Here is a 24,959-nt window from a genome sequence, read left to right as displayed (position 1 = left end):
CCATTCTTCTATCCGCACTGCGGGTTTGCATAGTAATAATCACAACATCAGAAAGAGCGCTGATAAGGCAGTATGCCCTGACGCAGCATTTGACCGGTGCCGAGGCTATAAGACGGACTCAGGCCACGTAGCTCAATGTTGAACGAGATTTTGTTGTCATACTTACTGTTAAGATTGTCGGTATCCCAACTGGTGATTTTACGCTCGTATCCCAACCGGATTGCGTAGCAGCAGGAACTGTACTGCACGCCCAGCAGCTGATCGGCAGCCTGTTTTGCTTTGGTATCGTAATACCAGGCGCCCACCACTGACCAGGCATCCGCAATCGGCCAGCTTGCCGTTGCGCCCACCTGAGAAATACCATCCTGATAACCCGGGTTTCTGATACGGGTCAGCGTCTGCTCAATATATTCCGGGCTGGTGTAGCGGTAGTTCAACTGCACCATACGGTCGGCATCACGGCGATATTCCAGTACGGCGTTGCCTTGCGAAATGTTATCAAGGCGGGTGTCATACTGAATGCCACCGCGGGTGCTCCAACGGTCGCTGATCCGGTAATAGGTATCACCAGCCCATACCAGGCTACCCCGATCGTCACTGTCCGCACTGTCCAGACCGGTACGTGACGGAGTAAACGAGTAGATTTGACCTACGGAAGCATTAAAACGTTCAACCAGATCGTTATCAAAAATTCGCGTGGTGACGCCGCTGGTCAGCTGGTTAGCGGAAGCGATGCGATCCAGACCGCTGTAGGTGCGGTCGCGGAACAGGCCGGTATAGTCACTTTGTAGAAGCGTGGAGTCGTAGGCGCGGATATCGCTCTGGTCCCGGTACGGGAGATAAAGGTACTGCATACGCGGTTCCAGCGTCTGCGTGTAGCCTTGAGACCAGTCCATATCGCGGTCAAAGACCATCTTGCCATCAACTTTGAACTGCGGCATCACGCGGTTCACGCTGCTTTTCAGCTGATTGTCCTGGTTGGCACTCAGGCTGTTGTAATACTCGATATCATCCTGCTGATAATGCGTAGCCAGCAGTTTCGCTTCGGTATTCAGGCTTCCCCAGCCGTTGGACATCGGCAGGTTGATAGTTGGCTCCAGGTGCAAACGGGTTGCATCCGGCAGCGCTTCATTAACGTTGGTGAACTTGACCGCCTGCGCATAAAGATGCGTATCGAACGGACCAACGTCGTTCTGGTAATAGTTAAAGTCAAACTGCGGCTCTGCACGATAGACATCGCGGGACGCATTAGTAGAGAAGATCTGGAACTGTTTGGTGGAGAGCGTGGCGTCCCAGTTTTTCTCGGCGTAGCCGACGCTGAATTTTTGCGTCACGTAGCCGTCGGTGGAGTTACCGTAAGTGGAGTCGAGATCCGTGAAGTAGTACGGATCGCTGACTTTGGTATAGTCGACGTTGAAGCGCCAGTTTTTGTCATAGACACCGGCATGCTTCCAGTAGAACAACCAGCGCTTGGAGTCATCGCCATCTTTGATATTGCGCGAAGTGGCATCTTTCTCATACTGATCGTCACTCGGCAGGTAATCCAGCTCCATCAGGCCAGCTCCAGCCTGAGTCAGGTAACGGAATTCATTCTGCAACTGCGTGCCGCGCTTGCTCATATAGTGCGGCGTGATGGTGGCATCTGCCTGCGGCGCGATGTTCCAGTAATAGGGCAGAATGAATTCAAAGCCGTTGGAGCTGCCATATTTTGCGTTCGGGATCAGGAAGCCTGAGCGGCGGCGGTCACCGATAGGCAGCTGAAGATAGGGGCTGTAGAGCACCGGAACCGAGCCAATTTTAAAGCGGGCGTTCCAGATTTCCGCTACCTGCTCCTCGCGGTCTTCGATAACTTCCGTCCCCGCCACGCTCCAGCTGTTGTCGCCAGGCAGACAGGAAGTAAAGGTGCCGTTTTCCAGAATGGTATAGCGGTTCTGACCGCGCAGCTTCATCTGATCGCCGCTACCCCGGCCCTGACGGCCAACCATCTGATACTCACCATTCCAGACGTTGGTGTCTTTGGTGTTGAGGTTTGACCAGGCTTTCGGACCTTTCAGGATGACCTGATTGTCGTCATAGTGCACATTACCCAACGCGTCGACGGTGCGCACCGGCGCCGGCTGACCGGGCTGCTGTTTCTGGTGCAGCTGTACTTCGTCCGCGAGCATGCGGCTGTTACCCTGCTGGATATCGACATTGCCTGAAAAAACGGCGTTATCCGGGTAGTTGCCTTTGGCTTTATCCGCGTTAATCGTTACCGGCAGGTCATTGGTATTTTTTCCCTGAACCAGAGGACGTGTATAGCTTGGCACACCCAGCATACATTGTGATGCAAGGTCGTCGGCCAGACCCTGCTGGCTGTAGAGCGCTGAACCGATAAGCGTGGCCAGCAAAGTAGGTAGTCGTTTTTTCATACGCGGTATCGAAAATTCCGTGATAACTGGCATCATGCCGACAAACGGTCAGAGACTAACGTACTCAACTGCGTTGCGCTAGTGTTAATCCCTGGGTTTGGTAGCTGGGCGTTAGGCTCTGGGATGAATGACAGGTATGATAATGCAATTTCTGGCCTTCAGCATGGCGAATTGAGGAGTATATGCGCTATTGGGGTAAAGTAATTGGCCTTGTGCTTGGATTATTGAGCGGCACCGGGTTTTGGGGGTTAGCGTTTGGCCTGTTGATCGGCCACCTGATTGATAAAGCGCGAGCGGTTCAGGGACAGGGCTATTTTGCGAATCAGCAAACCCGACAGACGCTGTTTTTCCGCACTACGTTTCAGGTAATGGGCCATTTGACCAAGTCAAAAGGGCGTGTGACCGATGCGGATATTCAAATGGCGTCTCTGTTAATGGATCGCATGCAGCTGCATGGCGAAGCCAGAAACTCGGCACAGCGCGCATTTCGCGAAGGAAAAGAGGGCGACTATCCTCTTCGCAGCAAACTGCAAGAGCTGCGCAGCGCCTGCTTTGGCCGTTTTGATCTGATCAGAATGTTTCTGGAGATCCAGATTCAGGCAGCGTTCGCGGATGGCTCACTGCATCCTAATGAGAGAAAAGTGCTGTTTGTGATTGCCGAGGAGCTGGGCATTTCGCAGACGCAGTTCGATCAGTTCCTGCGCATGATGGAAAGCGGCCAGCAGTTTGGCGGCGGTGGGCACTATCAGGGCGGCGCAGGCTCGCAGGGCGGTTTTGGCCAGGCGCGGCGTGGGCCGACGCTGGAAGATGCCTGTAGCGTGCTGGGCGTGAAAAGCAGCGATGATGGCACCACCATCAAGCGTGCCTACCGCAAGCTGATGAGCGAGCATCATCCGGATAAGCTGGTGGCGAAGGGCTTACCACCGCAAATGATGGAGATGGCGAAGCAGAAAGCGCAGGAGATCCAGGCCGCTTACGATCTGATCAAGCGCGAGAAAGGGTTTAAATAATCCCGCGCGTTGAGATCAAAAATCGGCTGGCTGGTAAAAGGTAACAGGCGTCTTGTACTGCGGGTGGGTGAGGCTTAACCTTTCCGCATGCAGCTGCAGGCGAGGCGCCATCGCCCTGGCTTCATCATGGGCATAAAAATTATCGCCAAGGATGGGATGCCCCAGCGCCAGCATATGAACCCGGAGCTGATGAGAGCGCCCGGTAATCGGCTTTAACCGTACGCGAGCGCTATTATCTGCCGCATACTCCAGCACTTCATACTCCGTTTGCGCCGCTTTTCCCGTTTCAAAACAGACTTTCTGCTTAGGCCGGTTCGGCCAGTCACAAATCAGCGGCAGATCGACCAGCCCTTTCTCCTGTCCGGGATGCCCGAATACTCTGGCGACATAGGTTTTCTGCGGTTCACGATCGCGAAACTGGCGCTTGAGTTCACGCTCCGCCGCTTTGGTCATGGCCACCACGATTACACCGCTGGTAGCCATATCCAGACGATGCACGCACTCCGCGGCCGGAAAATCGCGCTGAATCCGCGTCATCACGCTGTCTTTATACTCGGCAAGACGACCAGGCACGGAGAGCAGGCCGCTGGGCTTGTTCACCACCATAATATGCGCATCCTGATAGAGGATATGCAGCCAGGGTTCCTGCGGAGGGTTGTAGGGTTCCATCATCTTGTTTTATCCGGGGCGGCGTAAACCGCCCCCTTGTGGGTTACTGATGCGTCACGACAATCAGGCGCAGCGCGTCAAGACGCCAGCCCGCTTCGTTCAGCGCCGACAGAACCTGCTCTCGGTTACTCTCCAGCGCCTCGATTTCATCCTGACGGATGTTCGGGTTGACGGCGCTAAGAGCATCCAGACGCGAGAGTTCCGCGCTCAGCTTTTCATCCGCTTCCTGACGGGCCGCGTCAATCAGCTCACGAGCCAGGGCTGCGGCCTCTTCTTCAGCCAGCTGCAGGATCTCGTGGACATCCTGCTGAACAGCGTTGACCAGTTTGCTGCCGGTGTGGCGGTTTACCGCATTAAGCTGGCGGTTAAAGCTTTCAAACTCCACCTTGCCGGCCAGGTTGGTGCCTTTACGGTCCACCAGCATTCTGACTGGCGTAGGCGGCAGGAAGCGGGTGAGCTGCAGATGTTTCGGCGCCTGCGCCTCAACCACATAAATCAGCTCCACCAGCAGCGTGCCCACCGGCAGTGCCTTGTTCTTCAACAGGGAGAGGGCGCAGCTGCCGGTATCGCCGGAGAGGATCAGATCCAGGCCGTTACGCACGATAGGGTGTTCCCAGGTGACGTACTGCGCATCTTCGCGTGACAGGGCCTGACCACGGTCAAAGGTGATGGTACAGCCATCTTCCGGCAAACCCGGGAAGTCCGGTACCAGCATATGATCGCCAGGGGTCAGCACGATCATGTTATCGCTGCGATCTTCCTGATTGATCCCCACGATGTCGAACAGGTTGAGCGCAAAGTTGACCAGCTCGGTGTCGTTATCCTGCTCGGCAATTTTTTCAGCCAGCGCCTGCGCTTTCTCGCCGCCGTTAGAGTTCAGCTCCAGCAGACGATCGCGCCCCTGCTCAAGCTGGCTTTTCAGCGCGTTATGCTGCTTACGGCAGTCGGCAATAAACTCATCCAGGCCGTCGGTGTTTTCCGGCGAGGCGAGATAGTCCACCAGCTTAGCGTAAACGTTGTCATAGATGGCGCGGCCGGTAGGGCAGGTGTGCTCAAAAGCGTCCAGCCCTTCATGGAACCACTGCACCAGCACGGACTGCGCGGTTTTTTCCAGATAAGGCACGTGGATCTGAATATCGTGCGCCTGACCAATACGGTCAAGACGGCCAATACGCTGCTCCAGCAGGTCGGGGTTAAACGGCAGATCGAACATCACCATCTGGTTAGCGAACTGGAAGTTACGGCCTTCCGATCCGATTTCCGAACAGAGCAGAACCTGTGCGCCTTCCTCTTCGGAGGCAAACCAGGCTGCCGCGCGGTCGCGTTCAATAATGGAGAGGCCCTCGTGGAACACGGCGGCACGGATCCCTTCGCGCTCGCGCAGGACCTGCTCTAACTGCAGCGCAGTAGCGGCTTTGGCGCAGATCACCAGCACCTTGTGCTCGCGGTGACTGGTCAGGAAGCCCATCAGCCACTCGACGCGGGGATCGAAGTTCCACCAGGTGCCGCTGTCGCCTTCAAATTCCTGATAAATCTGCTCCGGATAGAGCATGTCGCGCGCGCGCTCGTCGACAGTTTTCCGCGCGCTCATGATGCCGGAGACTTTGATCGCGGTCTGATATTGCGAAGGGAGCGGCAGGCGGATCTCATGCAGTTCGCGTTTCGGGAAGCCCTTCACGCCGTTGCGGGTGTTACGGAACAGCACGCGGCTGGTACCGTGACGATCCATCAGCATGCTGATCAGTTCCTGGCGGGCTTCCAGTTTCTCTTCGCGATCGCTGTTGGCGGTTTGCAGCAGCGGTTCGATATCCTGTTCACCCACCAGATCGTTGAGCATATTCAGCTCATCCTGGCTCAGCGCTTTATCCGCCAGCAGGCCGGTTACCGCATCGGCGATGGGACGAAAATGCTGCTGCTCTTCAACAAAGGCGGCGAAATCGTGAAAGCGGTTGGGATCCAGCAGGCGCAGACGGGCAAAATGGCTCTCCATACCCAGCTGCTCTGGCGTTGCGGTCAGCAGCAGCACGCCGGGGATCTGTTCAGCCAGCTGTTCGATTACCTGATATTCACGGCTCGGCTTGCCCTCTTCCCACGCCAGGTGGTGCGCTTCATCGACGATCAGCAGATCCCAGGCGGCTTCGGCCAGCATCTCCAGGCGCTGCTTGTTGCGGCGCACGAAGTCGAGCGAGCAGATAACCAGCTGTTCGGTTTCAAACGCGTTGTCGCTGTCGAGCTGCGCCTGCGCATAACGCTCATCGTCAAACAGCGCGAAGCGCAGGTTAAAGCGGCGCAGCATCTCAACCAGCCACTGATGCTGCAGCGTTTCCGGCACCACAATCAGCACGCGCTCGGCACGGCCTGCCAGCAACTGCTGGTGGATGATCATCCCCGCTTCAATGGTTTTCCCCAGGCCCACCTCATCCGCCAGCAAGACGCGTGGCGCATGGCGACGGCCCACGTCATGGGCGATATGCAGCTGGTGCGGGATCAGGCTGGTACGCATTCCGCGCAGGCCGCTGACCGCCAGGCGATACTGCTCGCTCTGATATTTACGCGCGCGAAAGCGCAGGGCAAAGCGATCCATGCGGTCGAGCTGACCGGCGAACAGGCGATCCTGGGGTTTGCTGAACACCAGCTTGCTGTCGAGCATCACTTCACGCATCACCACGCCGGTTTCCTGGGTATCCAGACGCGTGCCGATGTAGGTCATCAGGCCATTTTCCGTGGTGACTTCTTCAACTTCAAGCTGCCAGCCTTCATGGCTGGTGATGGTATCGCCCGGATTAAACATCACGCGGGTGATAGGAGAATCATTTCTGGCATAAAGACGGTTTTCGCCGGTGGCAGGAAACAGTACGGTCACCATACGCGTATCAACCGCGACGATAGTGCCCAATCCCAATTCGCTTTCCGTATCGCTGATCCAGCGTTGACCAAGTGTAAAAGGCATAGATATTCGGCTCGATTCTCTTAGAGGTTATTGCAGGCAATAGCACGACCGCCCGGCATTCAATGCCCGGCAGAAATATTCAGAGGGTCAGGAAGGGCGCTATGGTACTGGAAGGTGGCGCGTTCGTCACCTGTCAAAAAAGCCCCAACTGACCTGTTACCAGTGTAGCAAAGTCATCTTCAAGGAAAGGAAGTATCCCCTCGGCCACCGGCTGAAGCTGCTTTGTGAGGTAGTGATCATAGTCGAGCGGGGTGCTCCTTGCTTCCAGCGGTTCCGGACCCGAAGTTGCCATCACGTAGCGAATTTTCCCGCCTTTTTGATACTGCAAAGGGCGGCCCAGCTTCTGATTTTGCTCGTCGGCGATTCTGGCCGCGCGCACGTGGGGCGGAACGTTGCGCTGGTAGTCATCCAGCGGACGGCGCAGCCTCTTACGGTAGATCAGCTGGTCATCCAGCTCGCCGTCCAGCAGCTGCCGCACGGTTTCAAGAATGTAATCCTGATAGGGCTGTTTCTTAAATATGCGGCGGTAGAGCTCCTGCTGGAAATGCTGCGCCAGCGGTGTCCAGTCGGTGCGCACCGTCTCCAGCCCCTTAAACACCATTCGCTCCGTTTCCCCTTCCCGGATCATCCCGGCGTAGCGCTTTTTGCTGCCCTGTTCTGCCCCGCGAATGGTCGGCATCAGGAAGCGGCTGAAATGCGTTTCAAACTCCAGCTCCAGTGCGCTTTCCAGCCCAAGCGTCTGCTGCAGATGGTCACGCCACCAGGCATTCACCTTAGTGATTAACTGCTGACCAATTGCCGCAGCCGACTGGTGATCGTGTGGGGATTTCAGCCAGACAAAGGTTGAGTCGGTATCACCATAAATCACATCAAAACCTTCTGCTTCTACCAGCTCCCGGGTTTGCCGCATGATCTCGTGCCCGCGCAGAGTAATAGAGGAAGCCAGCCGGGGATCGAAAAAGCGGCAGGCGCTGGTGCCCAGCACGCCGTAAAAGGCATTCATAATGATTTTCAGCGCCTGCGAGAGGGGCTGGTTACCCTCTTTTTTGGCCGCTTCCCGCCCTTGCCAGATCTGGTTTACCATTTCCGGCAGGCAGTGAGTGGTACGGGAAAAGCGCGCTTCGCGGAAGCCGGCAACGGAATCCTTTTCATCAGGATGCGCCAGACCTTCCACCAGGCCGACGGGATCGATCAGGAAGGTGCGAATAATAGCGGGATAAAGGCTTTTGTAATCCAGCACCAGGACCGAATCATACAGGCCAGGCCGTGAATCCATCACGTAGCCGCCGGGGCTCGCCTCCGGCGCCACTTCTCCCATGCCCGGCGCCACGAAGCCTGCGCGGTGCATACGGGGAAGATAGAGATGGCTGAAGGCCGCCACCGAGCCGCCGTGACGATCCACCGCCAGCCCGTTCACCGTGGCGCGCTCCAGCAGGAAAGGCATGATCTGCGTTTTCTCAAAGATGCGCGTAACCAGCTCGCAATCCTTCAGGTTGTAGTGGGCCAGCGCAGGCTTGTCTTCGGCAAAGCGCTGATCGATCTCCTGCATTCTGTCCCAGGGATTATTGATCGCTTTGCCTTCGCCCAGCAGCTCGCGCGAGACGGCTTCCAGGCTGAAAGAGTCAAAGTTCCAGAAGGCGGATTTCAGCGCGTCGATGCCGTCAACGATCAGCCTGCCGGTGGCCTGAGCGAAAAATACGCCGGGTTTGAAACCGTGCTCCCGCCACTCCAGCGCTTCATTATTACGGCCTAATTTTAGCGGAACGCCGTAACGATCGGCATGCTTTTGCAACACGCGCAGGTCAAACTGCACCACGTTCCAGCCAATCAGCACGTCCGGGTCGTGCTGTGCAAACCAGGCGTTGAGTTTTTCCAGCAGCTGCGGGCGGCTGGAGAGATACTCCAGCGTAAAATCCAGCCTGCTGGCATCGCCGTTTTCAGGCCCCAGCATATAGACGATGCGCTGTCCGCACCCCTCAAGCCCGATGCAGTAAAGCTCGCCGTGGCGGGTCGTTTCTATGTCCAGCGAAACCCACTTCAGCGGCGGGCGATAGTCAGGGTTAGGCTTGAGGCGGGTATTAATCAGGCTGTTACCCGCCTTCTGACCGCTGAACCAGACAGGCGCGGTAATAAACCGCTCCATTAAAAAGCGATCCGGCGGGCGGATATCAGCTTCGTACACCATGATGCCGTTTTCACGCAGCAGCTTTTCCAGCTTAAGCAGCTGCCGGTATTGACGGCAATAAAGCCCCACGACGGGACGCTGGCGAAAATCTTTCAGGGTCAGCGGCGCAAAACGAATCTGGCGCTCCTGTTGCAGCAGCGCTTCAGCCTGCTGTTGATACGCCTGCGGGATAAACGCCACCGATTCCTGCGGCGGCAGCACCACTCTTTGCGGGCCCTGGTCCGTTGCCAGCCACAGCACCACCTCAGTACCGGAAGGGGTATCCCGCCAGTGGCGGGTAAGCAGAAAGCCTGCGCGTGCGTCGTTCACCTGAAAGCCCGTTTGCTGAATCAATAAGCAATAATAGCATGTTTATTTATACAGTTCTCGTGACCGGCAACGGCTCTGTCAGTATTCCATACAATTCAGACCTTGACGGATCGGGGGTGGCTCAGGACAATCCGACCTCAAACAGAAAGAGAATATGGAAAGTATGGAAGCCTGGCTGGAACATTTAATCACGCAATCGCTGGCCTGGTCGCTGATGGCCGTTGGGCTGATCACCTTTCTGGAGTCGCTGGCGCTGGTCGGCCTGCTGCTGCCCGGCACCGTTCTGATGGCCTCTTTCGGTGCGCTGATTGGCAGCGGACAGATTGGCCTCTATCCCGCCTGGCTGGCAGGGACGATCGGCTGTCTGGTAGGGGACTGGATCTCCTATCTGATTGGCTGGCAGTTCAAGGGTCCGCTGCACCGCTGGTCCTTTATCAAAAAGCACCAGGGGCTGATGGATAAAACCGAACACGCGCTGCATCAGCACAGTATGTTTACCATTATTGTCGGGCGTTTTGTGGGGCCGACACGCCCCCTGATCCCGCTGGTAGCGGGAATGCTGGAGCTGCCGGTCAAGAAGTTTATCCCGCCAAACATCATTGGCTGCCTGCTCTGGCCGCCGCTCTATCTGTTGCCGGGCATTCTGGCTGGCGTGGCGATTGATGTGCCGAAAGGGGCCAGCAGCAGCCTGTTCAAATGGATCCTGCTGGCGGTAGCGCTGCTGGTATGGCTGGGCGGCTGGCTTGGCTGGCGCTGGTTGCGGGCCAGAAAACAGAGCGACTGGGCGACAGCTTACCTGCCGCCAAGCCGTCTGCGCTGGCTGGCGCCGCTGATGATAGTGGCCGCCCTGGCAAGCCTTGTCGCCCTGCAATTCCATCCGATGATGCCGGTTTTCCGCCAGCTGTTGTGGCAGGTCTTTATCGGGCATTAAGGGTGGCTTATGGGCGACGTAACTTTCAGCGCAGGCTGATGCCCAATACTTCCGCCTCAGCGACTTCGCCTTTCAGCAGCATTTCGGTGCTGCCATCCCAGTAAACCCGTCCGTCAACAATCAGCACGCTGCGCGGCGCAATGCGCGCGGCGTCTTCAATGCTGTGCGAGACCATCAACAGCGTGATTTGCCGCTCCCGGCACACTTCATCCACCAGCTGCAGCATCTCCTTGCGCAGAGCAGGATCCAGGGCAGAAAAAGGCTCGTCCAGCAGCAGGATCGGCTGCTGACGCACCAGACAGCGGGCCAGGGCAGCACGCTGCCGCTGACCACCGGAAAGCTGGCCCGGAAGGCGCTGCAGATAGGTTTCCAACCCAACGCGCTGCGCAATCTGCTGCAAAGTCTGCTTATGAGCCTGACTCAGCTTCAGGCCGGGATGTAAGCCCAGGCCAATATTCTGCGCCACCGTCAGATGGGGAAACAGATTGTTCTCCTGAAAAAGCATGGATACCGGGCGACGGGCGGGGGGCGTATGGCTGTGATCTTCGCCACTAAGCCGCAGCTCGCCGCTGTTAATCTGCAAAAAACCCGCTATCAGACTGAGCAGTGTGCTTTTCCCGGCGCCGCTGGGCCCCAGAATCGCCAGCCTCTCTCCGGCCTGCATACTCAGGGAAAAACGCATCGGCAGATGGTTGTAGAGATAAGTCAGATTAGTCAGCGTCAGCATGGCGTCCCGGCAGTTTTTCAATCAGGGTAAAGAGAAGGAAACAGAGCAGCAGCAGCAGCAGCGCCGTGACTGCGCCATCCTGGGTACGGTAGGAGCCCATCTGCTGATAAAGGTAAAATGGCAGCGTGCGAAAGCCCTCATTGCCGAACAGCGCGACCACGCCAAAATCCCCAATCGACAGCACGCAGGCAAACGCCAGCGCCTGAGCGAGCGGGCGCTTCAGGGCTCTGACTTCAATCAGCCTGAGGCGGTTCAGGCCGCGAATATCCAGCGAAAGGCAGAGGCGGTTATAGCGTTCGGCCAGATCGCGCAGCGGGTTTTCCATCACCTTCATGGCGTAGGGAATGGCCATCAGCGCATTAGTGAAGATCACGATGCCGTCCGCAGAGTCCGGCAGGCCTGCGGTGGTATTGAGCAGCAGGAAAAAGCCGGTGGCCAGCACGATACCCGGCATCGCCAGGATCAGCATGCCGCTGAGCTCAAGGGCGTGGGCAGAGACGGGGCGCTGACGGAGCCTGAGCTCGCGGCTGCTCCACAGCAGCATCACTGTGAGGATCACACAGAGCAGGCCAGCACCCAGCGCAATGCGTAAAGAGGTCAATGTTGCCTGCCAGAGCGCGGGTTGCTCTAACACGGCAGGAAGCCCCTGATTTACGCCGTCGGCAATCACGGCGAGCAGGGGAGGAAGCAGTAAAATCAGCGCGCAGGCGATAAGCAGCACGTCCCACACTTTTGCCGGCAGGCTGTCTTCAGGATTTCGCCAGCCGCTGAGGCTGGCGGTACCCGAAGGCAGCACTTTACTCAGCCACTGGCTCAGCATCACCAGGCCCAGACAGCAAACCATCTGGATCAGCGCCAGCAGTGCGGCCCGGCCGGGATCGTAATCAAAATTCAGCGCCTGGAAGATAGCCAGCTCAATAGTGGTGGCTTTGGGGCCGCCGCCCAGCGACAGCACGGTAGCAAAACTGGCAAAGCAAAGCATAAAGATCAGCGCGCCCGCAGGCAGCATCTGCCGCCGCAGCCAGGGCCACTCCACCACGCTGAAATGGTTCCAGCCCCGCAGGCCTAACTGCGCCGCCAGCTGCCGCTGCTCGGCGGGGATCTGCTCCAGCGCCTGCAAAAGCAGGCGGGTAGCCAGAGGCAGATTAAAAAACACGTGCGCCAGCAGAATGCCTTGCAGGCCATAAGGGGTAAAGGTGTACTGGATGCCCAGTAACGAGCAGAGCCCCGCAAGCCAGCCGGTACGCCCGTAAACGCTGAGCAGACCAAAGACGGCCACCAGCACCGGCAGCACCAGCGTCATTGCGCAAAGTCGCAGCAGCGTTTCTCTGCCGGGAAAACGCCGTCGGTAGAGCGCCCGCGCAAGGGGAATGGCAGGCCCAACCGCCAGCATGGCGGAAAGGAAAGCCTGCCAGAAAGAGAAGCGCAGCACGTGCCAGAGGTAGTCATCCTGCCAGAGTTGAGCCGGATCGATTTCCGGCGCGCTGGCCCAGAGCGCAGCAAAGGCCAGCAGGGCCACGGCGACCAGCAGCAAGGCTGCCAGCGTACCGGGCACCAGCCAGCCAGCTATCAGCGGCTGACGGCGCGTTGCCATGCATTGATCCATTGGCTGCGCTGGCTGGCGACTTCTTGCGGCGTGTACTGTAGCGAGGTGGCGGGCACAGTTAACGTATCAAACCCGACAGGCAGCGTGCTTTTTACCACCGGATACATCCAGTTGCCGGTTGGAATGCTCTGCTGGAACGGCTTTTCCAGCATAAATTTCATGAACTTCTGCGCCAGTTCAGGCTGCTTACTGGCCTTGAGCTTTCCGGCTACCTCGACCTGCAGATAGTGCCCTTCACTGAAGTTAGCCGCCGCATACTGCTCTTTTTTCTCTTCGATCAGATGGTAAGCGGGAGAGGTGGTGTAGCTCAGCACCATATCACCTTCCCCTTTAAGGAACAGGCCGTAGGCTTCGCTCCACCCTTTGGTCACGGTGACCGTTTTCTTCGCCAGCTTCTGCCAGGCTTCCGGCGTCTGGTCGCCAAAGACTTTCTGCATCCACAGCAGCAGCCCCAGCCCTGGCGTACTGGTGCGGGGATCTTCGTAAATCACCTTGAGCGGGCGATCGGTCTCGACCAGCTCCTTCAGGCTTTTGGGCGGATTTTGCAGCTTGGTTTTGTCATAGACGAAGGCGAACCAGCCATAGTCATAGGGCACAAAGGTTTTATCATGCCAGCCGCCAGGCAGCGTTGTCTGGCTGGTATCCACCTGGCTTTGTGCAAACAGACCCGTTTTCTCAGCGGCATCCAGCAGATTGTTATCCAGGCCCAGCACCACATCCGCTTTACTGTTTTTGCCTTCCATCCGCAGACGGTTCAGCAGCGACACGCCATCCTCCAGCGCAACATATTTCAGTTCGCAGCCGCAGTTGGCTTCAAAGGCTTTTTTAATGGCGGGACCGGGACCCCAGTCGGCAGAGAAGGAGTCATAGGTGTAGACGGTTAAAACAGGTTTCGCCGCGAAAACCGGGGCGCTGAGCAGCAGCAGGGGCAGTACTTTTTTTAACACTTTGCGTTCCTTGAAGGTGAGAGGTCGCAAAGGATCTGAGTAGGTAACACACTCTCAAATCCCTACGCCGGCATTATCCGGATCAGGTTCGACGGGTTTTTCTCAGCGCTGGCGATGAAACACCGCTAACGCACCCCGTTGAGAACGGTTCATTCTAGTGATTTACCGGCTTTAGCGAAAGCCTCATGATTCCGGCGGCGCGAACCAGGCAGATTTGAAGTCAAACCAGCCAAGCGTATTCATCCTGACGCCGCGCATGCTGCGCTGGCCCTCCAGCAGCAGCCAGTGATGAAACAGCGGATGCAGAGTCCAGGTATTAATAAGCTGCTGACTCCACTCCGCCAGCGGCAGCTTCTGCTCACGCCAGCGCCTGGCATCCTGCTGCCAGTCCAGCGTCACGCAGTGATGAACCAGCGGAATTTCATACAGCAGCGCAAACAGGGAAAACTCCAGCGGCAGCGTGAAGTTGGCGCTGCCCAGCCAGATATCGCTCTCCGCTTCGCCGCGGTGCCAGATGTCATAATCCACCTGTTGAGCGATCAGCTCCACGCCCTGTTCCGCCAGCAGGGGGCGCAATGCATTGGCGATGCCCTGATGCTCAACATGGTCGTTATACCAGGTCAGGGTCAGCGTAGTCAGCCCGGCGGGTTTGGCTGGGGTCTTCACCTCCCGCCGATGATGCCAGCGCGGCAGCAGTCCCCAGGCAGGAAACCAGTAGCGCTGGTAGCCCGGCCCCGCCTGGTTCAACAGGGCGATAGGGTTGAAGAGCATGCTGACCCAGCGGCGCACCTCTTCATCCCGGCCCAGGGGTGAGCGCTGGTCAAACAGCAAAAAATAACATCCCTCTTCCAGACGGCTCTCTTCCGATTTCTCTTCCAGGCTGCTGCCTTCCAGCTTCACGCCGGAATAGACCAGCTCTTCACTGATTTCCGGTAAGACCCAGATATTGACCTCATCAATCAGCGCGCGGAAACCGAAATAGTCATCAAAAGCCTGGATCCTGAGCTGGGAGGGCTGATTGCGCACCACGGCATAGGGGCCGGTGCCGATCGGCTGTCGGGCGAAGTCTGGCAGGGATTGCCACTCTCTCGGCAGGATCATGGCGCTGACGCTGCCCAGCAGCCAGGGCAGCCAGCCGTCGGGCTGGTTAAGAGTGATATCCAGTGTCCAGGGCGCTGAAGAGGTAATCGTATCGAAATGAGAAAAGAGCGGCTGCGGTTTTAAACGCACCAGCGTAGCGATGATATCGTCCGTTTCCAGTTCACGACCATGATGAAAATGGATAGCGGGGCGCAGGTAAAAGCGCCAGTGCAGCGGCGTGATCTGCTGCCAGTGGTGGGCGATATCGGGTTCGATTTCCCCATTTTCCTCATTTATACGGGTCAGGCTGCTGAAGATCTGTCGGGCGAGGTGCGTCTCTGAACGGCGTAACGGCTTGCCGGGTGCCAGATTAAGCAGCGAACGATAATAGAGCACGCGGAGAATATGCTTTCCCTGACGAAAACTGCGGCCAAGATGGGAGAGCAGCATGCTTCTCACCGCTTTTTTATCGCCGACCAGCGGCACCAGCTGGTCAATAAGATCGTTTTCCAGCAGCGCCTCGGCCCGCTGCTGCTGCAGAGCCAAGCCGGTACAGAAAAAGCGGAGCGTTGAACGCTTGCCGCGGCCCGCGACGGAGTGCCACGCCAGCCAGCCTTCCGCCTCCATAGCGTTAAGAAGATTGCGCATATGCCGCCGCGAACAGTTTAACTGTAGAGCGAGATCGTTAAGCGTTGTCTCCTGAGACTCGCCTTCGCAGCTTTGCCAGAGCCGGATAAACTGTTGTTGCAGACGGGCAGAGGACATAAAAGGGGAACCTTTGAAAAAATTCAGTCTGTTTTTCTTGCCCTATATTAAGATCATACTGGCTGAAGATGAAAGAGCGGGAGGCATTCCCCGGAATGGCGCTCTGACATCCACTTATCATTCTGAGTAAGGTGCAGTTTCACCTGCCAGCCGCGGCTACCCCGGCTGGCTTTTTTCGTGGGTTCATGTTTTCTTCTATGCTTGCTGTTTGTCGCCTCAGCTGGGGCGGCTTAATCTTCCTGAAGGACCCGGCATGAAATTGCTGCTTACGCGTCGCCGTCGTATTAATCCTGTTTATCTGGCTTTTATGGCCGTCTCGTTTATGGTCGGGGTGGCGGGTGCGCTGCAGGCACCCACCCTGAGCCTGTTCCTCACGCGTGAAGTTGCGGTGCGGCCATTCTGGGTCGGGCTGTTCTACACCGTGAATGCGATAGCCGGCATTGCGGTAAGTATTCTGCTGGCGAAGCGGTCGGACAACCGCGGCGATCGCCGTATGCTGATCCTGTTTTGCTGCGTAATGGCGATAGGCAATGCGCTGCTGTTTGCCTTCAGCCGGGACTATCTGACGCTGATCACGTTCGGCGTGCTGCTCTCTGCGCTGGCCAGCGTGTCGATGCCACAAATTTTTGCGCTGGCGCGTGAGTATGCCGACAGCTCCGCAAGGGAAGTGGTGATGTTCAGCTCGGTGATGCGTGCGCAGCTCTCGCTGGCCTGGGTTATTGGCCCGCCGCTCTCCTTTGCGCTGGCGCTCAATTACGGCTTTACCACCATGTTTACCATCGCCGCAGGCCTGTTTGTGGTCTGTATCGCGCTGATCTGGTTTGCACTGCCTTCGGTGCCACGCGTGGAACAGCCGCCGGAAGTGGTGATTACGCAAATCAGCGCATGGAAGAACCGGGATGTGCGGCTGCTGTTTCTGGCCTCGCTGCTGATGTGGACCTGCAACACCATGTATATCATTGATATGCCGCTCTATATCAGCAGCGTACTGGGCATGCCTGACCGGCTGGCGGGGTTGCTGATGGGCGTAGCGGCGGGGCTGGAAATTCCCGCCATGCTGCTGGCGGGTCACTATGTAAAACGTTTTGGCAAACGAAAAATGATGCTGTTTGCCGTGGCGGCTGGCGCGCTATTTTATCTGGGACTGGTGCTGTTCCAGTCGCGTGCTGCGCTGATGGCTTTGCAGATTTTCAACGCCATCTTTATTGGCATTGTGGCCGGCATTGGCATGCTCTATTTTCAGGATTTGATGCCTGGCAGGCCAGGCGCGGCGACCACGCTGTTTACCAACAGCATTTCTACTGGCGTGATCCTTGCCGGACTGCTGCAGGGCGCGCTGGCGGAGACGTTTGGGCACTATTCGGTCTACTGGGCAGCGCTGGTGCTTGCACTCGGCGCGCTGGTGATGTCGGCAAAGGTGAAGGATGTCTGAGGAGTGGCTGACCCTGTATCAGACACTCCTCATTAAGGCCCTAGCGTAAGAACACGGGTTGCTTCTGCTCGTATGCCGTAATGTCAGCATCATGCTGCAGCGTCAGGCCGATGTTATCCAGCCCGTTGATCAGGCAGTGGCGGCGGAAGGCATCGATGGTGAAGGGGTAATGCTTTTCACCGGCGATCACCTCCTGCTGTTCAAGATCAACGGTAATGCTTACGCCGGGCTGGCTGGCGACCAGTTGGAATAACTCCTCAACCTCCTCTTCGCTTAATGTCACCAGCAACAGCTGGTTATTAAACGAGTTATTGCCGAAGATATCGGCAAAATCGCTGCCGATAATCGCCTGAATACCATAATCGGTCAGCGCCCAGGGTGCATGCTCGCGGGAGGATCCGCAGCCGAAGTTTTCACGGGTCAGCATGATGCTGGCGCCCTGAAAAGCGGGTTTGTTCAGCACGAAATCGGGATTGGGGATCTGGCCTTCGGCATCGCTATAGCGCCAGTCGTAAAACAGATTGCGGCCAAAACCGGTACGCGTCACCATCTGCAAAAATTGCTTGGGGATAATGGCGTCGGTATCGACGTTTGCCGCATCCATCGGCACCACGATGCCGGTATGCCGGGTAAATTTCTTTGCCATAGAGATTCCTTAGCGTAATTCGCGAATGTCAGCGAAGTGGCCGGCGACCGCAGCCGCGGCGGCCATTGCCGGGCTCAGCAAATGCGTCCGCCCACCGCGGCCCTGACGACCTTCGAAATTGCGGTTGCTGGTAGAGGCGCAGCGCTCTCCCGGATTCAGCCGGTCATTGTTCATCGCCAGACACATAGAGCAGCCGGGCAGGCGCCATTCAAATCCCGCGTCGAGGAAGATTTTATCCAGTCCTTCCGCTTCCGCCTGCGCTTTCACCGGCCCTGAGCCAGGCACCACATAGGCCTGAACGCCTGCCGCAATCTTATGGCCTTTCACTACCAGCGCGGCGGCACGCAGATCTTCGATCCGTGAATTAGTACAGGATCCTATAAACACTTTATCGATCCTGACGTCGGTCATTTTGATGCCCGGCTTGAGATCCATATAGGCCAGCGCTTTTTCAGCAGAAGCACGCTCGGTCGGATCCTGGAAAGAAGCGGGATCGGGGATAAGCGCATCGACGGCGATAACCTGACCCGGATTGGTGCCCCAGGTCACCTGCGGGGCAATATCGGCGGCATCCAGCGTCACCACTTTATCAAAACGCGCGTCGCTGTCGGTTTTCAGCGTGCGCCAGTAGGCTACGGCTGCATCCCACTCCGCACCTTTCGGCGCAAACTGGCGACCTTTCACATAGTTGAAGGTCGTCTCATCGGGCCCAACCAGGCCCGCTTTGGCACCCAGCTCAATCGCCATGTTGCACAATGTCATGCGGCCTTCCATGCTGAGCGCTTCCACCGCCGGGCCGCAAAATTCCACCACGTGGCCGTTGCCGCCGCCGCTGCCGGTTTTACCGATAATTGCCAGCGCGATATCTTTGGCGGTGATGCCCGGGGCCGTTTGCCCAACCACTTCTATTTTCATGGTCTTCGCACGGGACTGCTTCAGCGTCTGCGTCGCCAGCACATGCTCAACTTCCGACGTGCCGATACCAAAGGCCAGCGCGCCGAAAGCGCCGTGCGTGGAAGTATGGGAATCGCCACAAACGATGGTCATGCCCGGCAGTGACAGGCCCTGTTCAGGGCCAATGACATGCACAATGCCCTGGAAAGGGTGCTTGAGGTCATAGAGCCGGACGCCGAACTCTTCACAGTTTTTGATCAGCATCGACATCTGAATACGCGCCATCTCGCCGCTGGCATTGATATCCCGCGTCTGGGTGGAAACGTTGTGATCCATCGTCGCAAAGGTTTTGGCGGGCTGACGCACCGGGCGATGATGCGCCCGCAGGCCGTCAAAAGCCTGTGCCGAGGTCACTTCATGCACCAGATGCCGGTCAATGTAGAGCAGCGGCGTTTCACCGGGCGTCTCTACCACTGCATGGGCATCAAACAGTTTCTCGTATAATGTTTTCATAGTCAGGCTTCGCGAATGAATCGGGCGATAATCGAACCCATTTCCCCGGTGCTGACCGAGGCGCCGCCACCGGCTAAATCTCCGGTACGGTGACCTTCCGCCAGCGCGCGGCTGATGGCTTGCTCAACGGCATCGGCGGCCTCAGCGGCATTCAGGCTGAAGCGCAGCAGCAGCGCCAGCGACAGGATCTGGGCAATCGGGTTGGCGATATTTTTTCCGGCGATGTCCGGCGCTGAACCGCCTGCAGGCTCAAACAGACCAAAGCCCTGCTCGTTCAGGCTGGCAGAAGGGAGCATGCCCATTGAACCGGTGATCATCGCACACTCATCGGAAAGGATGTCGCCAAACAGGTTAGAACAGAGCATCACGTCAAACTGTGAAGGCTCTTTGATCAACTGCATGGTGGCGTTATCGATGTACATATGGCTCAGCTCAACATCCGGATAATCCTTCGCCACTTCATTAACAATCTGCCGCCACAGAATAGAAGACTGCAGCACGTTGGCTTTATCGATTGAGGTCACTTTGTTGCGGCGTTTACGCGCGGAGGCAAAAGCGATGCGGGCGATGCGCTCAATCTCAAAACGGTGATAGACTTCGGTATCAAAGGCGCGTTCGTGCGGACCGCTGCCTTCACGGCCTTTCGGCTGACCGAAATAGATGCCGCCAGTAAGTTCACGCACCACCAGGATATCAAACCCTTTAGCCGCGATATCCGCACGCAGCGGGCAGTAAGCCTCCAGGCCCTGATGCAGGCTGGCGGGCCGCAGGTTGCTGAACAGCTTGAAATGCTTACGCAGCGGCAGCAGGGCGCCTCGTTCAGGCTGCTCAGCAGGCGGCAGGTGTTCCCACTTCGGGCCACCTACAGAACCAAACAGGATCGCATCGGCCTGCTCACAGCCCGCCACCGTTGCGGGCGGCAGCGGCTCGCCGTGGCGGTCAATGGCGATGCCGCCTACGTCATATTCGCTGGTGGTGATGCGCATGTTGAAGCGCTCACGCACCGCATCCAGCACTTTGCTGGCCTGAGCCATCACTTCCGGGCCGATACCGTCACCCGGCAGTACTGCAATATGGTAAGTCCCTGACATGATTACACCGCTTCCTTTTGGTCGTTGGTTTGCGCTTTGCGCTGCAGTTCCTGCTCAACCTGGCGGGCACGCCAGATGTTGTTCAGGGCATTAATCATCGCTTTGGCGGAAGATTCCACGATATCCGTAGCTAAACCGACGCCGTGGAATTTGCGGCCGTTGTATTTCACCACGATATCCACCTGACCCAGCGCGTCTTTGCCCTGGCCTTTAGCCGTGAGCTGGTAGGAAACCAGTTCCGCATCAAATTCCGTAATACGATTCACCGCCTGGTAAACCGCATCAACCGGACCGTTGCCGGTAGCCGCTTCTGATTTCACCTCATCACCGCAGGCCAGTTTTACCGAGGCTGTAGCCATGACGCTTGAGCCAGACTGCACGCTGAAGTAATCCAGGCGGAAATATTCCGGCTCTTCGTTCTGCTTGTTGATAAATGCCAGCGCTTCCAGGTCGTAGTCAAACACCTGGCCTTTTTTGTCAGCCAGCTTCAGGAAGGCGTCATACAGGTTGTCCAGGTTGTAATCATTCTCTTTGTAGCCCATCTCATCCATGCGGTGTTTCACGGCGGCGCGGCCAGAGCGTGAAGTCAGGTTCAGCTGGATTTTATTCAGGCCGATCGATTCCGGCGTCATGATTTCGTAGTTTTCGCGGTTTTTCAGCACGCCATCCTGGTGGATACCAGAGGAGTGGGCGAAAGCGCCGGTGCCGACCACGGCTTTATTGGCCGGGATAGGCATATTACAAATCTGGCTGACCATCTGGCTGGTGCGGTAGATCTCATGATGGTTGATGCGGGTTTGCAGGTTCATCAACTGGCTGCGGGTTTTAATCGCCATGATCACCTCTTCCAGCGCACAGTTACCGGCACGCTCGCCCAGGCCGTTGATGGTGCCTTCCACCTGGCGCGCACCAGCCTGAATGGCTGCGACGGCATTACCGGTTGCCATGCCTAAATCATCATGGGTATGCACGGAGAGAATCGCTTTATCGATGTTAGGCACGCGGTTGCGCAGCTGGGTAAAGATGTTGCTGTACTCTTCCGGCAGGGTGTAACCCACGGTATCCGGGATGTTGATGGTGGTCGCACCGGCATTAATCGCGGCTTCCACCACGCGGCACAGATCATCAATTGGCGTACGGCCGCCATCTTCGCAGGAGAACTCTACGTCGTTGGTGTAGTTGCGGGCGCGTTTCACCATCGTCACTGCGCGCTCAATCACTTCCGGCAGAGTGCTGCGCAGCTTGGTAGCGATATGCATCGGCGAGGTCGCCAGGAAAGTGTGGATGCGGTAAGCCTCGGCAACGCGCAGGGCTTCATAGGCCGCATCAATATCTTTTTCTACGCAGCGGGCCAGGGCGCAAACACGACTGTTTTTTACCTGACGGGCAATGGTCTGCACGGATTCAAAATCACCAGGGGAAGAGATAGGGAAGCCCACTTCCATCACGTCAACGCCCATACGTTCCAGCGCCAGCGCTATTTGCAGTTTCTCTTTCACACTCAGGCTGGCCTGTAAGGCCTGTTCGCCATCACGCAGCGTGGTATCGAAAATAATAACTTGTTGGCTCATATGCATATTCCTTGTCGTGTTTGCCTCGCCATAAAACGAGCATAAAAAAACCCGCGCATTGGCGCGGGTTCTTTAGTTTTGCAAGCCTGAATCAGTGATTCATTTCTTCGCCCACAAGTCTACCGCGCAATGGAGATGCGTTTAGTAGTAGACCGAGTAGGCGAGCGGTACGAATCATTGAATCAGACCTCATTAATTTGCTGTTCCCTTATTGATACTTGATTTGCGGGGGCGATGTCAACCTGAGCTGTAAGGTTAAAATCGTTCAGCCTGAAAAGGGGCGGGAAAATTATTCTGGCGCTGCGGCTAAAGGCAGAACAAAAAGGAAGAGGGGCCGGCTTCGCTTTTATCTGCAGCGCTTTAAAGAGGGCGGAAGAGGAATCAGATTCAGAGGAATAACTTTTTAATCAATAGGTTGCATAGGAAAAACTTATGGGTAAATCAGCAGGGTAATCACGCTGCGTTCAGATAATTATCTTTAGAAAATTATTCATCTCAGCAGATAAAGCTAAATAAGCGGCGATGTTTGAACAGGTCAACTTGAATTAGCGCGCGGGCCGCAGTAATAACAAAACGATCGCACTGCAAAAGAATTCCTTACCAGAAGAAACCGCTTTTCTTTCGCCCTTTGTTCAGTGTAATTGTCGACAACTCCCGCTAAGCAGCAGTGCCTTGCGATGAAGATATTCAGTAAAAGCGGGCGTCAGGCGTTTGCCTGCTAACTTTTCTACGGTTATGGTATTTCATCAACGCATAAAAATAGCCAGGGATTCACCCTGTACCCGGACGCTGGAAATGATTTCCAGCGTCTTTGCATAAACACAGGTTTTGACCTTATTCGCCCTCGTTCTCCATTTTCAGGAGCTGAGCGGATAAATCACCACCTTAAAGCCTGGAGGCAAAAATGGAGATGTTGTCAGGAGCCGAGATGGTCGTCCGATCGTTAATCGATCAGGGCGTTAAGCATGTATTCGGCTACCCCGGCGGGGCAGTACTTGATATCTATGATGCGCTGCAAACCGTAGGCGGAATTGATCATGTGCTGGTCCGTCACGAGCAGGGCGCAGTGCATATGGCGGACGGCTATGCCCGTGCTACCGGCGACGTCGGGGTGGTGCTGGTCACCTCCGGCCCGGGCGCAACCAACGCCATTACCGGTATCGCTACCGCCTATATGGACTCTATTCCGCTGGTGGTGCTCTCCGGGCAGGTTCCCTCTTCATTGATTGGTTATGACGCCTTTCAGGAGTGCGACATGGTCGGCATCTCCCGCCCGGTGGTGAAGCACAGCTTTATGGTGAAGCAGGCGGAAGATATTCCCACCATTATGAAGAAAGCGTTCTGGCTCGCCGCCAGCGGACGCCCGGGACCGGTAGTTATCGATCTGCCGAAAGATATGATGAATCCGGCCAATAAACTGCCTTACGCCTGGCCAGATGAAGTGAGCATGCGCTCTTATAACCCCACGACTCAGGGGCACAAGGGCCAGATCAAGCGCGCTTTACAAACGCTGCTTGCTGCAAAGAAACCGGTTATCTATGCGGGCGGCGGCGTGATTAATGCGGAGTGTCATGGCGAACTGCGTCAGATAGCGGAAACGCTGAATCTGCCCGTGGCCTGTTCACTGATGGGGCTTGGCGCTTTCCCGGGAACTCATCGCCAGTGCGTGGGGATGCTCGGCATGCACGGCACCTATGAAGCCAACATGACCATGCATAACGCCGACGTGATTTTTGCCGTGGGCGTGCGTTTTGACGATCGTACCACCAATAATTTAGCCAAATATTGCCCGAACGCCACGGTGCTGCATATCGATATCGATCCGACTTCTATCTCCAAAACGGTGGCGGCAGATGTGCCGATCGTCGGCGATGCGAAACAGGTTCTGACGCAGATGATCGAGCTGTTAGGGCAGAGCGATAAAGAGCAGGATTTCGACAGCCTTCGCGACTGGTGGCAGAGCATCGACCAGTGGCGTTCGCGTCACTGCCTGGAGTTCGATCGCGGGAGCGAGAAAATCAAGCCTCAGGCGGTGATTGAAACTATCTGGCGGCTGACCAAAGGCGAGGCGTATGTGACCTCGGACGTGGGCCAGCATCAGATGTTCGCCGCGCTCTATTATCCGTTTGATAAGCCGCGTCGCTGGATCAACTCAGGCGGCCTCGGCACGATGGGCTTCGGCCTGCCTGCTGCGCTGGGCGTGAAGCTGGCGCTGCCTGAAGAGACCGTGGTCTGCGTGACTGGTGACGGCAGTATCCAGATGAACATTCAGGAGCTGTCGACGGCGCTGCAGTACGGCCTGCCGGTTCTGGTGCTGAGCCTGAACAACCGCTTCCTGGGCATGGTGAAACAGTGGCAGGATATGATCTACTCAGGCCGTCACTCTCAGTCTTATATGGAGTCGCTGCCCGATTTTGTGAAGCTGGCGGAAGCCTACGGCCATGTCGGCATTGGCATCACTCATCCCGAAGAGCTTGAGGCAAAACTGACCCAGGCGCTGGAAGCGTTGGGCAAAGGACGACTGGTCTTCGTGGACGTCAACGTCGACGGGACGGAACACGTTTACCCGATGCAGATCCGCGGTGGGGGAATGGACGAAATGTGGCTTAGCAAAACGGAGAGGACTTAATTATGCGTCGTGTTTTATCAGTACTGCTGGAAAACGAATCTGGCGCATTGTCCCGCGTGGTAGGGCTCTTCTCTCAGCGTGGCTACAACATTGAGAGCCTGACCGTGGCCCCCACTGACGATCCCACGCTCTCGCGCATGACTATCCAGACGGTAGGCGATGCGAAAGTGCTGGAGCAGATCGAAAAGCAGCTGCACAAGCTGGTGGACGTTCTGCGCGTTACCGAACTGGGCCAGGGCGCTTACGTGGAGCGTGAAGTAATGCTGGTGAAAATCCAGGCAACCGGCTACGGCCGTGAAGAGGTGAAACGCAGCGCCGAAATCTTCCGCGGGCAAATCGTTGATGTCACCCCCTCGCTTTATACGGTTCAGCTTGCCGGTACCAGCGACAAGCTGGATGCGTTTCTGAACACCGTTCGTGAAGTGGCGGAAATTGTCGAAGTTGCCCGTTCCGGCATCGTTGGCGTTTCCCGCGGCGACCGTATCATGCGGTAAAAGCGGCCACGGTATCGCTTTGCTTTCTGCTAACCCAGCGTAATGCTGGGTTTTTTATTTTTGTCTGAAAGCTGTCGCAGAAGCAAAAGCGGTTGCTCG

At 56.8% G+C, this 24,959-nt stretch carries 17 protein-coding genes and 1 riboswitch; of the genes, 5 read left to right on the top strand and 12 right to left on the bottom strand.

Annotated features, from left to right (window positions below; genetic code table 11):
- Window positions 1-47: 47 nt before the first annotated feature.
- The gene (lptD, locus tag Q3V30_RS17885) at window positions 48-2,447 is read right to left on the bottom strand and encodes an LPS assembly protein LptD (protein ID WP_306208038.1); all 2,400 of its coding nucleotides are present in this window, start codon (window positions 2,445-2,447) and stop codon (window positions 48-50) included.
- A gap of 146 nt (window positions 2,448-2,593) precedes the next feature.
- Between lptD and djlA the strand changes: the two genes are divergently transcribed.
- A complete protein-coding gene (djlA, locus tag Q3V30_RS17880; RefSeq protein ID WP_306208035.1) occupies window positions 2,594-3,421 on the top strand; it encodes a co-chaperone DjlA in 828 nt (275 codons plus the stop codon).
- A 15-nt stretch (window positions 3,422-3,436) separates the two neighbouring features.
- On the opposite strand, the gene rluA is transcribed toward djlA, so the two are convergent.
- The 3 genes from rluA to polB form a co-directional block, all read right to left on the bottom strand.
- Complete coding sequence (gene rluA, locus Q3V30_RS17875) at window positions 3,437-4,090, bottom strand: bifunctional tRNA pseudouridine(32) synthase/23S rRNA pseudouridine(746) synthase RluA (RefSeq protein WP_306213244.1); 654 nt, start codon at window positions 4,088-4,090, stop codon at window positions 3,437-3,439.
- Window positions 4,091-4,133: 43 nt separating this feature from the next.
- Complete coding sequence (gene rapA / locus Q3V30_RS17870; protein ID WP_306208033.1) at window positions 4,134-7,040, bottom strand: RNA polymerase-associated protein RapA; 2,907 nt, start codon at window positions 7,038-7,040, stop codon at window positions 4,134-4,136.
- Between the two features lie 133 nt (window positions 7,041-7,173).
- Complete coding sequence (polB, locus tag Q3V30_RS17865) at window positions 7,174-9,534, bottom strand: DNA polymerase II (protein WP_306208032.1); 2,361 nt, start codon at window positions 9,532-9,534, stop codon at window positions 7,174-7,176.
- A gap of 163 nt (window positions 9,535-9,697) precedes the next feature.
- Between polB and Q3V30_RS17860 the strand changes: the two genes are divergently transcribed.
- Complete coding sequence (locus Q3V30_RS17860) at window positions 9,698-10,465, top strand: DedA family protein (protein ID WP_306213243.1); 768 nt, start codon at window positions 9,698-9,700, stop codon at window positions 10,463-10,465.
- A gap of 25 nt (window positions 10,466-10,490) precedes the next feature.
- On the opposite strand, the gene thiQ is transcribed toward Q3V30_RS17860, so the two are convergent.
- The 4 genes from thiQ to sgrR form a co-directional block, all read right to left on the bottom strand.
- Window positions 10,491-11,192: a thiamine ABC transporter ATP-binding protein ThiQ gene (thiQ, locus tag Q3V30_RS17855; protein WP_306208030.1), complete on the bottom strand. Its 702-nt coding sequence runs from the start codon at window positions 11,190-11,192 to the stop codon at window positions 10,491-10,493.
- The gene (thiP, locus tag Q3V30_RS17850) at window positions 11,176-12,786 is read right to left on the bottom strand and encodes a thiamine/thiamine pyrophosphate ABC transporter permease ThiP (RefSeq protein WP_306208028.1); all 1,611 of its coding nucleotides are present in this window, start codon (window positions 12,784-12,786) and stop codon (window positions 11,176-11,178) included. Before thiP ends, thiQ begins: the two co-directional genes overlap by 17 nt.
- Entirely contained in the window at window positions 12,762-13,745 is a 984-nt protein-coding gene (gene thiB / locus Q3V30_RS17845) for a thiamine ABC transporter substrate binding subunit (protein WP_306208026.1), read from the bottom strand. Before thiB ends, thiP begins: the two co-directional genes overlap by 25 nt.
- 41 nt (window positions 13,746-13,786) lie before the next feature.
- A riboswitch (TPP riboswitch) is annotated at window positions 13,787-13,893 on the bottom strand.
- A 35-nt stretch (window positions 13,894-13,928) separates the two neighbouring features.
- Window positions 13,929-15,590, bottom strand: coding sequence for an HTH-type transcriptional regulator SgrR (gene sgrR / locus Q3V30_RS17840; protein WP_306208024.1), 1,662 nt, complete (start codon window positions 15,588-15,590; stop codon window positions 13,929-13,931).
- A 253-nt stretch (window positions 15,591-15,843) separates the two neighbouring features.
- Between sgrR and Q3V30_RS17835 the strand changes: the two genes are divergently transcribed.
- Window positions 15,844-17,022: a sugar efflux transporter gene (locus Q3V30_RS17835; protein WP_306208022.1), complete on the top strand. Its 1,179-nt coding sequence runs from the start codon at window positions 15,844-15,846 to the stop codon at window positions 17,020-17,022.
- Between the two features lie 40 nt (window positions 17,023-17,062).
- Here the strand turns inward: Q3V30_RS17835 and leuD are convergent, their stop codons facing one another.
- From leuD to leuA, 4 genes are read right to left on the bottom strand one after another with little or no spacing between them, the layout of a single operon-like run.
- On the bottom strand, window positions 17,063-17,668 hold the full coding sequence (gene leuD, locus Q3V30_RS17830) for a 3-isopropylmalate dehydratase small subunit (protein WP_306208020.1): 606 nt from the start codon (window positions 17,666-17,668) through the stop codon (window positions 17,063-17,065).
- 9 nt (window positions 17,669-17,677) lie between these two features.
- The gene (gene leuC, locus Q3V30_RS17825) at window positions 17,678-19,075 is read right to left on the bottom strand and encodes a 3-isopropylmalate dehydratase large subunit (RefSeq protein ID WP_306208018.1); all 1,398 of its coding nucleotides are present in this window, start codon (window positions 19,073-19,075) and stop codon (window positions 17,678-17,680) included.
- A 2-nt stretch (window positions 19,076-19,077) separates the two neighbouring features.
- A complete protein-coding gene (gene leuB / locus Q3V30_RS17820; RefSeq protein ID WP_306208016.1) occupies window positions 19,078-20,166 on the bottom strand; it encodes a 3-isopropylmalate dehydrogenase in 1,089 nt (362 codons plus the stop codon).
- 2 nt (window positions 20,167-20,168) lie between these two features.
- Window positions 20,169-21,737 carry a 2-isopropylmalate synthase gene (leuA, locus tag Q3V30_RS17815; RefSeq protein ID WP_306208014.1) on the bottom strand — a complete coding sequence of 523 codons (1,569 nt, stop codon included), beginning with the start codon at window positions 21,735-21,737 and terminating at the stop codon, window positions 20,169-20,171.
- A 904-nt stretch (window positions 21,738-22,641) separates the two neighbouring features.
- Here leuA and ilvI point away from each other — a divergent pair.
- Together ilvI and ilvN are read left to right on the top strand one after the other, a co-directional pair.
- Entirely contained in the window at window positions 22,642-24,366 is a 1,725-nt protein-coding gene (gene ilvI, locus Q3V30_RS17810; RefSeq protein ID WP_306208012.1) for an acetolactate synthase 3 large subunit, read from the top strand.
- A 2-nt stretch (window positions 24,367-24,368) separates the two neighbouring features.
- Entirely contained in the window at window positions 24,369-24,860 is a 492-nt protein-coding gene (ilvN, locus tag Q3V30_RS17805) for an acetolactate synthase small subunit (protein WP_306208010.1), read from the top strand.
- Window positions 24,861-24,959: the final 99 nt, after the last annotated feature.

The sequence above is a fragment of the Erwinia pyri genome (genome assembly GCF_030758455.1).
Classification (GTDB): domain Bacteria; phylum Pseudomonadota; class Gammaproteobacteria; order Enterobacterales; family Enterobacteriaceae; genus Erwinia; species Erwinia pyri.
This window is presented reverse-complemented; position numbering and strand designations above follow the sequence as displayed.

What these genes read in the sequence shown, in the direction of transcription:
- leuD (WP_306208020.1), bottom strand. Translation starts at nt 17,668, where the DNA reads ATGGCAAAGAAATTTACCCGGCATACCGGCATCGTGGTGCCGATGGAT.
- leuB (WP_306208016.1), bottom strand. Translation starts at nt 20,166, where the DNA reads ATGTCAGGGACTTACCATATTGCAGTACTGCCGGGTGACGGTATCGGC.
- thiP (WP_306208028.1), bottom strand. Translation starts at nt 12,786, where the DNA reads ATGGCAACGCGCCGTCAGCCGCTGATAGCTGGCTGGCTGGTGCCCGGT.
- djlA (WP_306208035.1), top strand. Translation starts at nt 2,594, where the DNA reads ATGCGCTATTGGGGTAAAGTAATTGGCCTTGTGCTTGGATTATTGAGC.
- thiQ (WP_306208030.1), bottom strand. Translation starts at nt 11,192, where the DNA reads ATGCTGACGCTGACTAATCTGACTTATCTCTACAACCATCTGCCGATG.
- Q3V30_RS17835 (WP_306208022.1), top strand. Translation starts at nt 15,844, where the DNA reads ATGAAATTGCTGCTTACGCGTCGCCGTCGTATTAATCCTGTTTATCTG.
- rluA (WP_306213244.1), bottom strand. Translation starts at nt 4,090, where the DNA reads ATGGAACCCTACAACCCTCCGCAGGAACCCTGGCTGCATATCCTCTAT.
- sgrR (WP_306208024.1), bottom strand. Translation starts at nt 15,590, where the DNA reads ATGTCCTCTGCCCGTCTGCAACAACAGTTTATCCGGCTCTGGCAAAGC.
- ilvN (WP_306208010.1), top strand. Translation starts at nt 24,369, where the DNA reads ATGCGTCGTGTTTTATCAGTACTGCTGGAAAACGAATCTGGCGCATTG.
- leuA (WP_306208014.1), bottom strand. Translation starts at nt 21,737, where the DNA reads ATGAGCCAACAAGTTATTATTTTCGATACCACGCTGCGTGATGGCGAA.
- Q3V30_RS17860 (WP_306213243.1), top strand. Translation starts at nt 9,698, where the DNA reads ATGGAAGCCTGGCTGGAACATTTAATCACGCAATCGCTGGCCTGGTCG.
- ilvI (WP_306208012.1), top strand. Translation starts at nt 22,642, where the DNA reads ATGGAGATGTTGTCAGGAGCCGAGATGGTCGTCCGATCGTTAATCGAT.
- rapA (WP_306208033.1), bottom strand. Translation starts at nt 7,040, where the DNA reads ATGCCTTTTACACTTGGTCAACGCTGGATCAGCGATACGGAAAGCGAA.
- lptD (WP_306208038.1), bottom strand. Translation starts at nt 2,447, where the DNA reads ATGATGCCAGTTATCACGGAATTTTCGATACCGCGTATGAAAAAACGA.
- leuC (WP_306208018.1), bottom strand. Translation starts at nt 19,075, where the DNA reads ATGAAAACATTATACGAGAAACTGTTTGATGCCCATGCAGTGGTAGAG.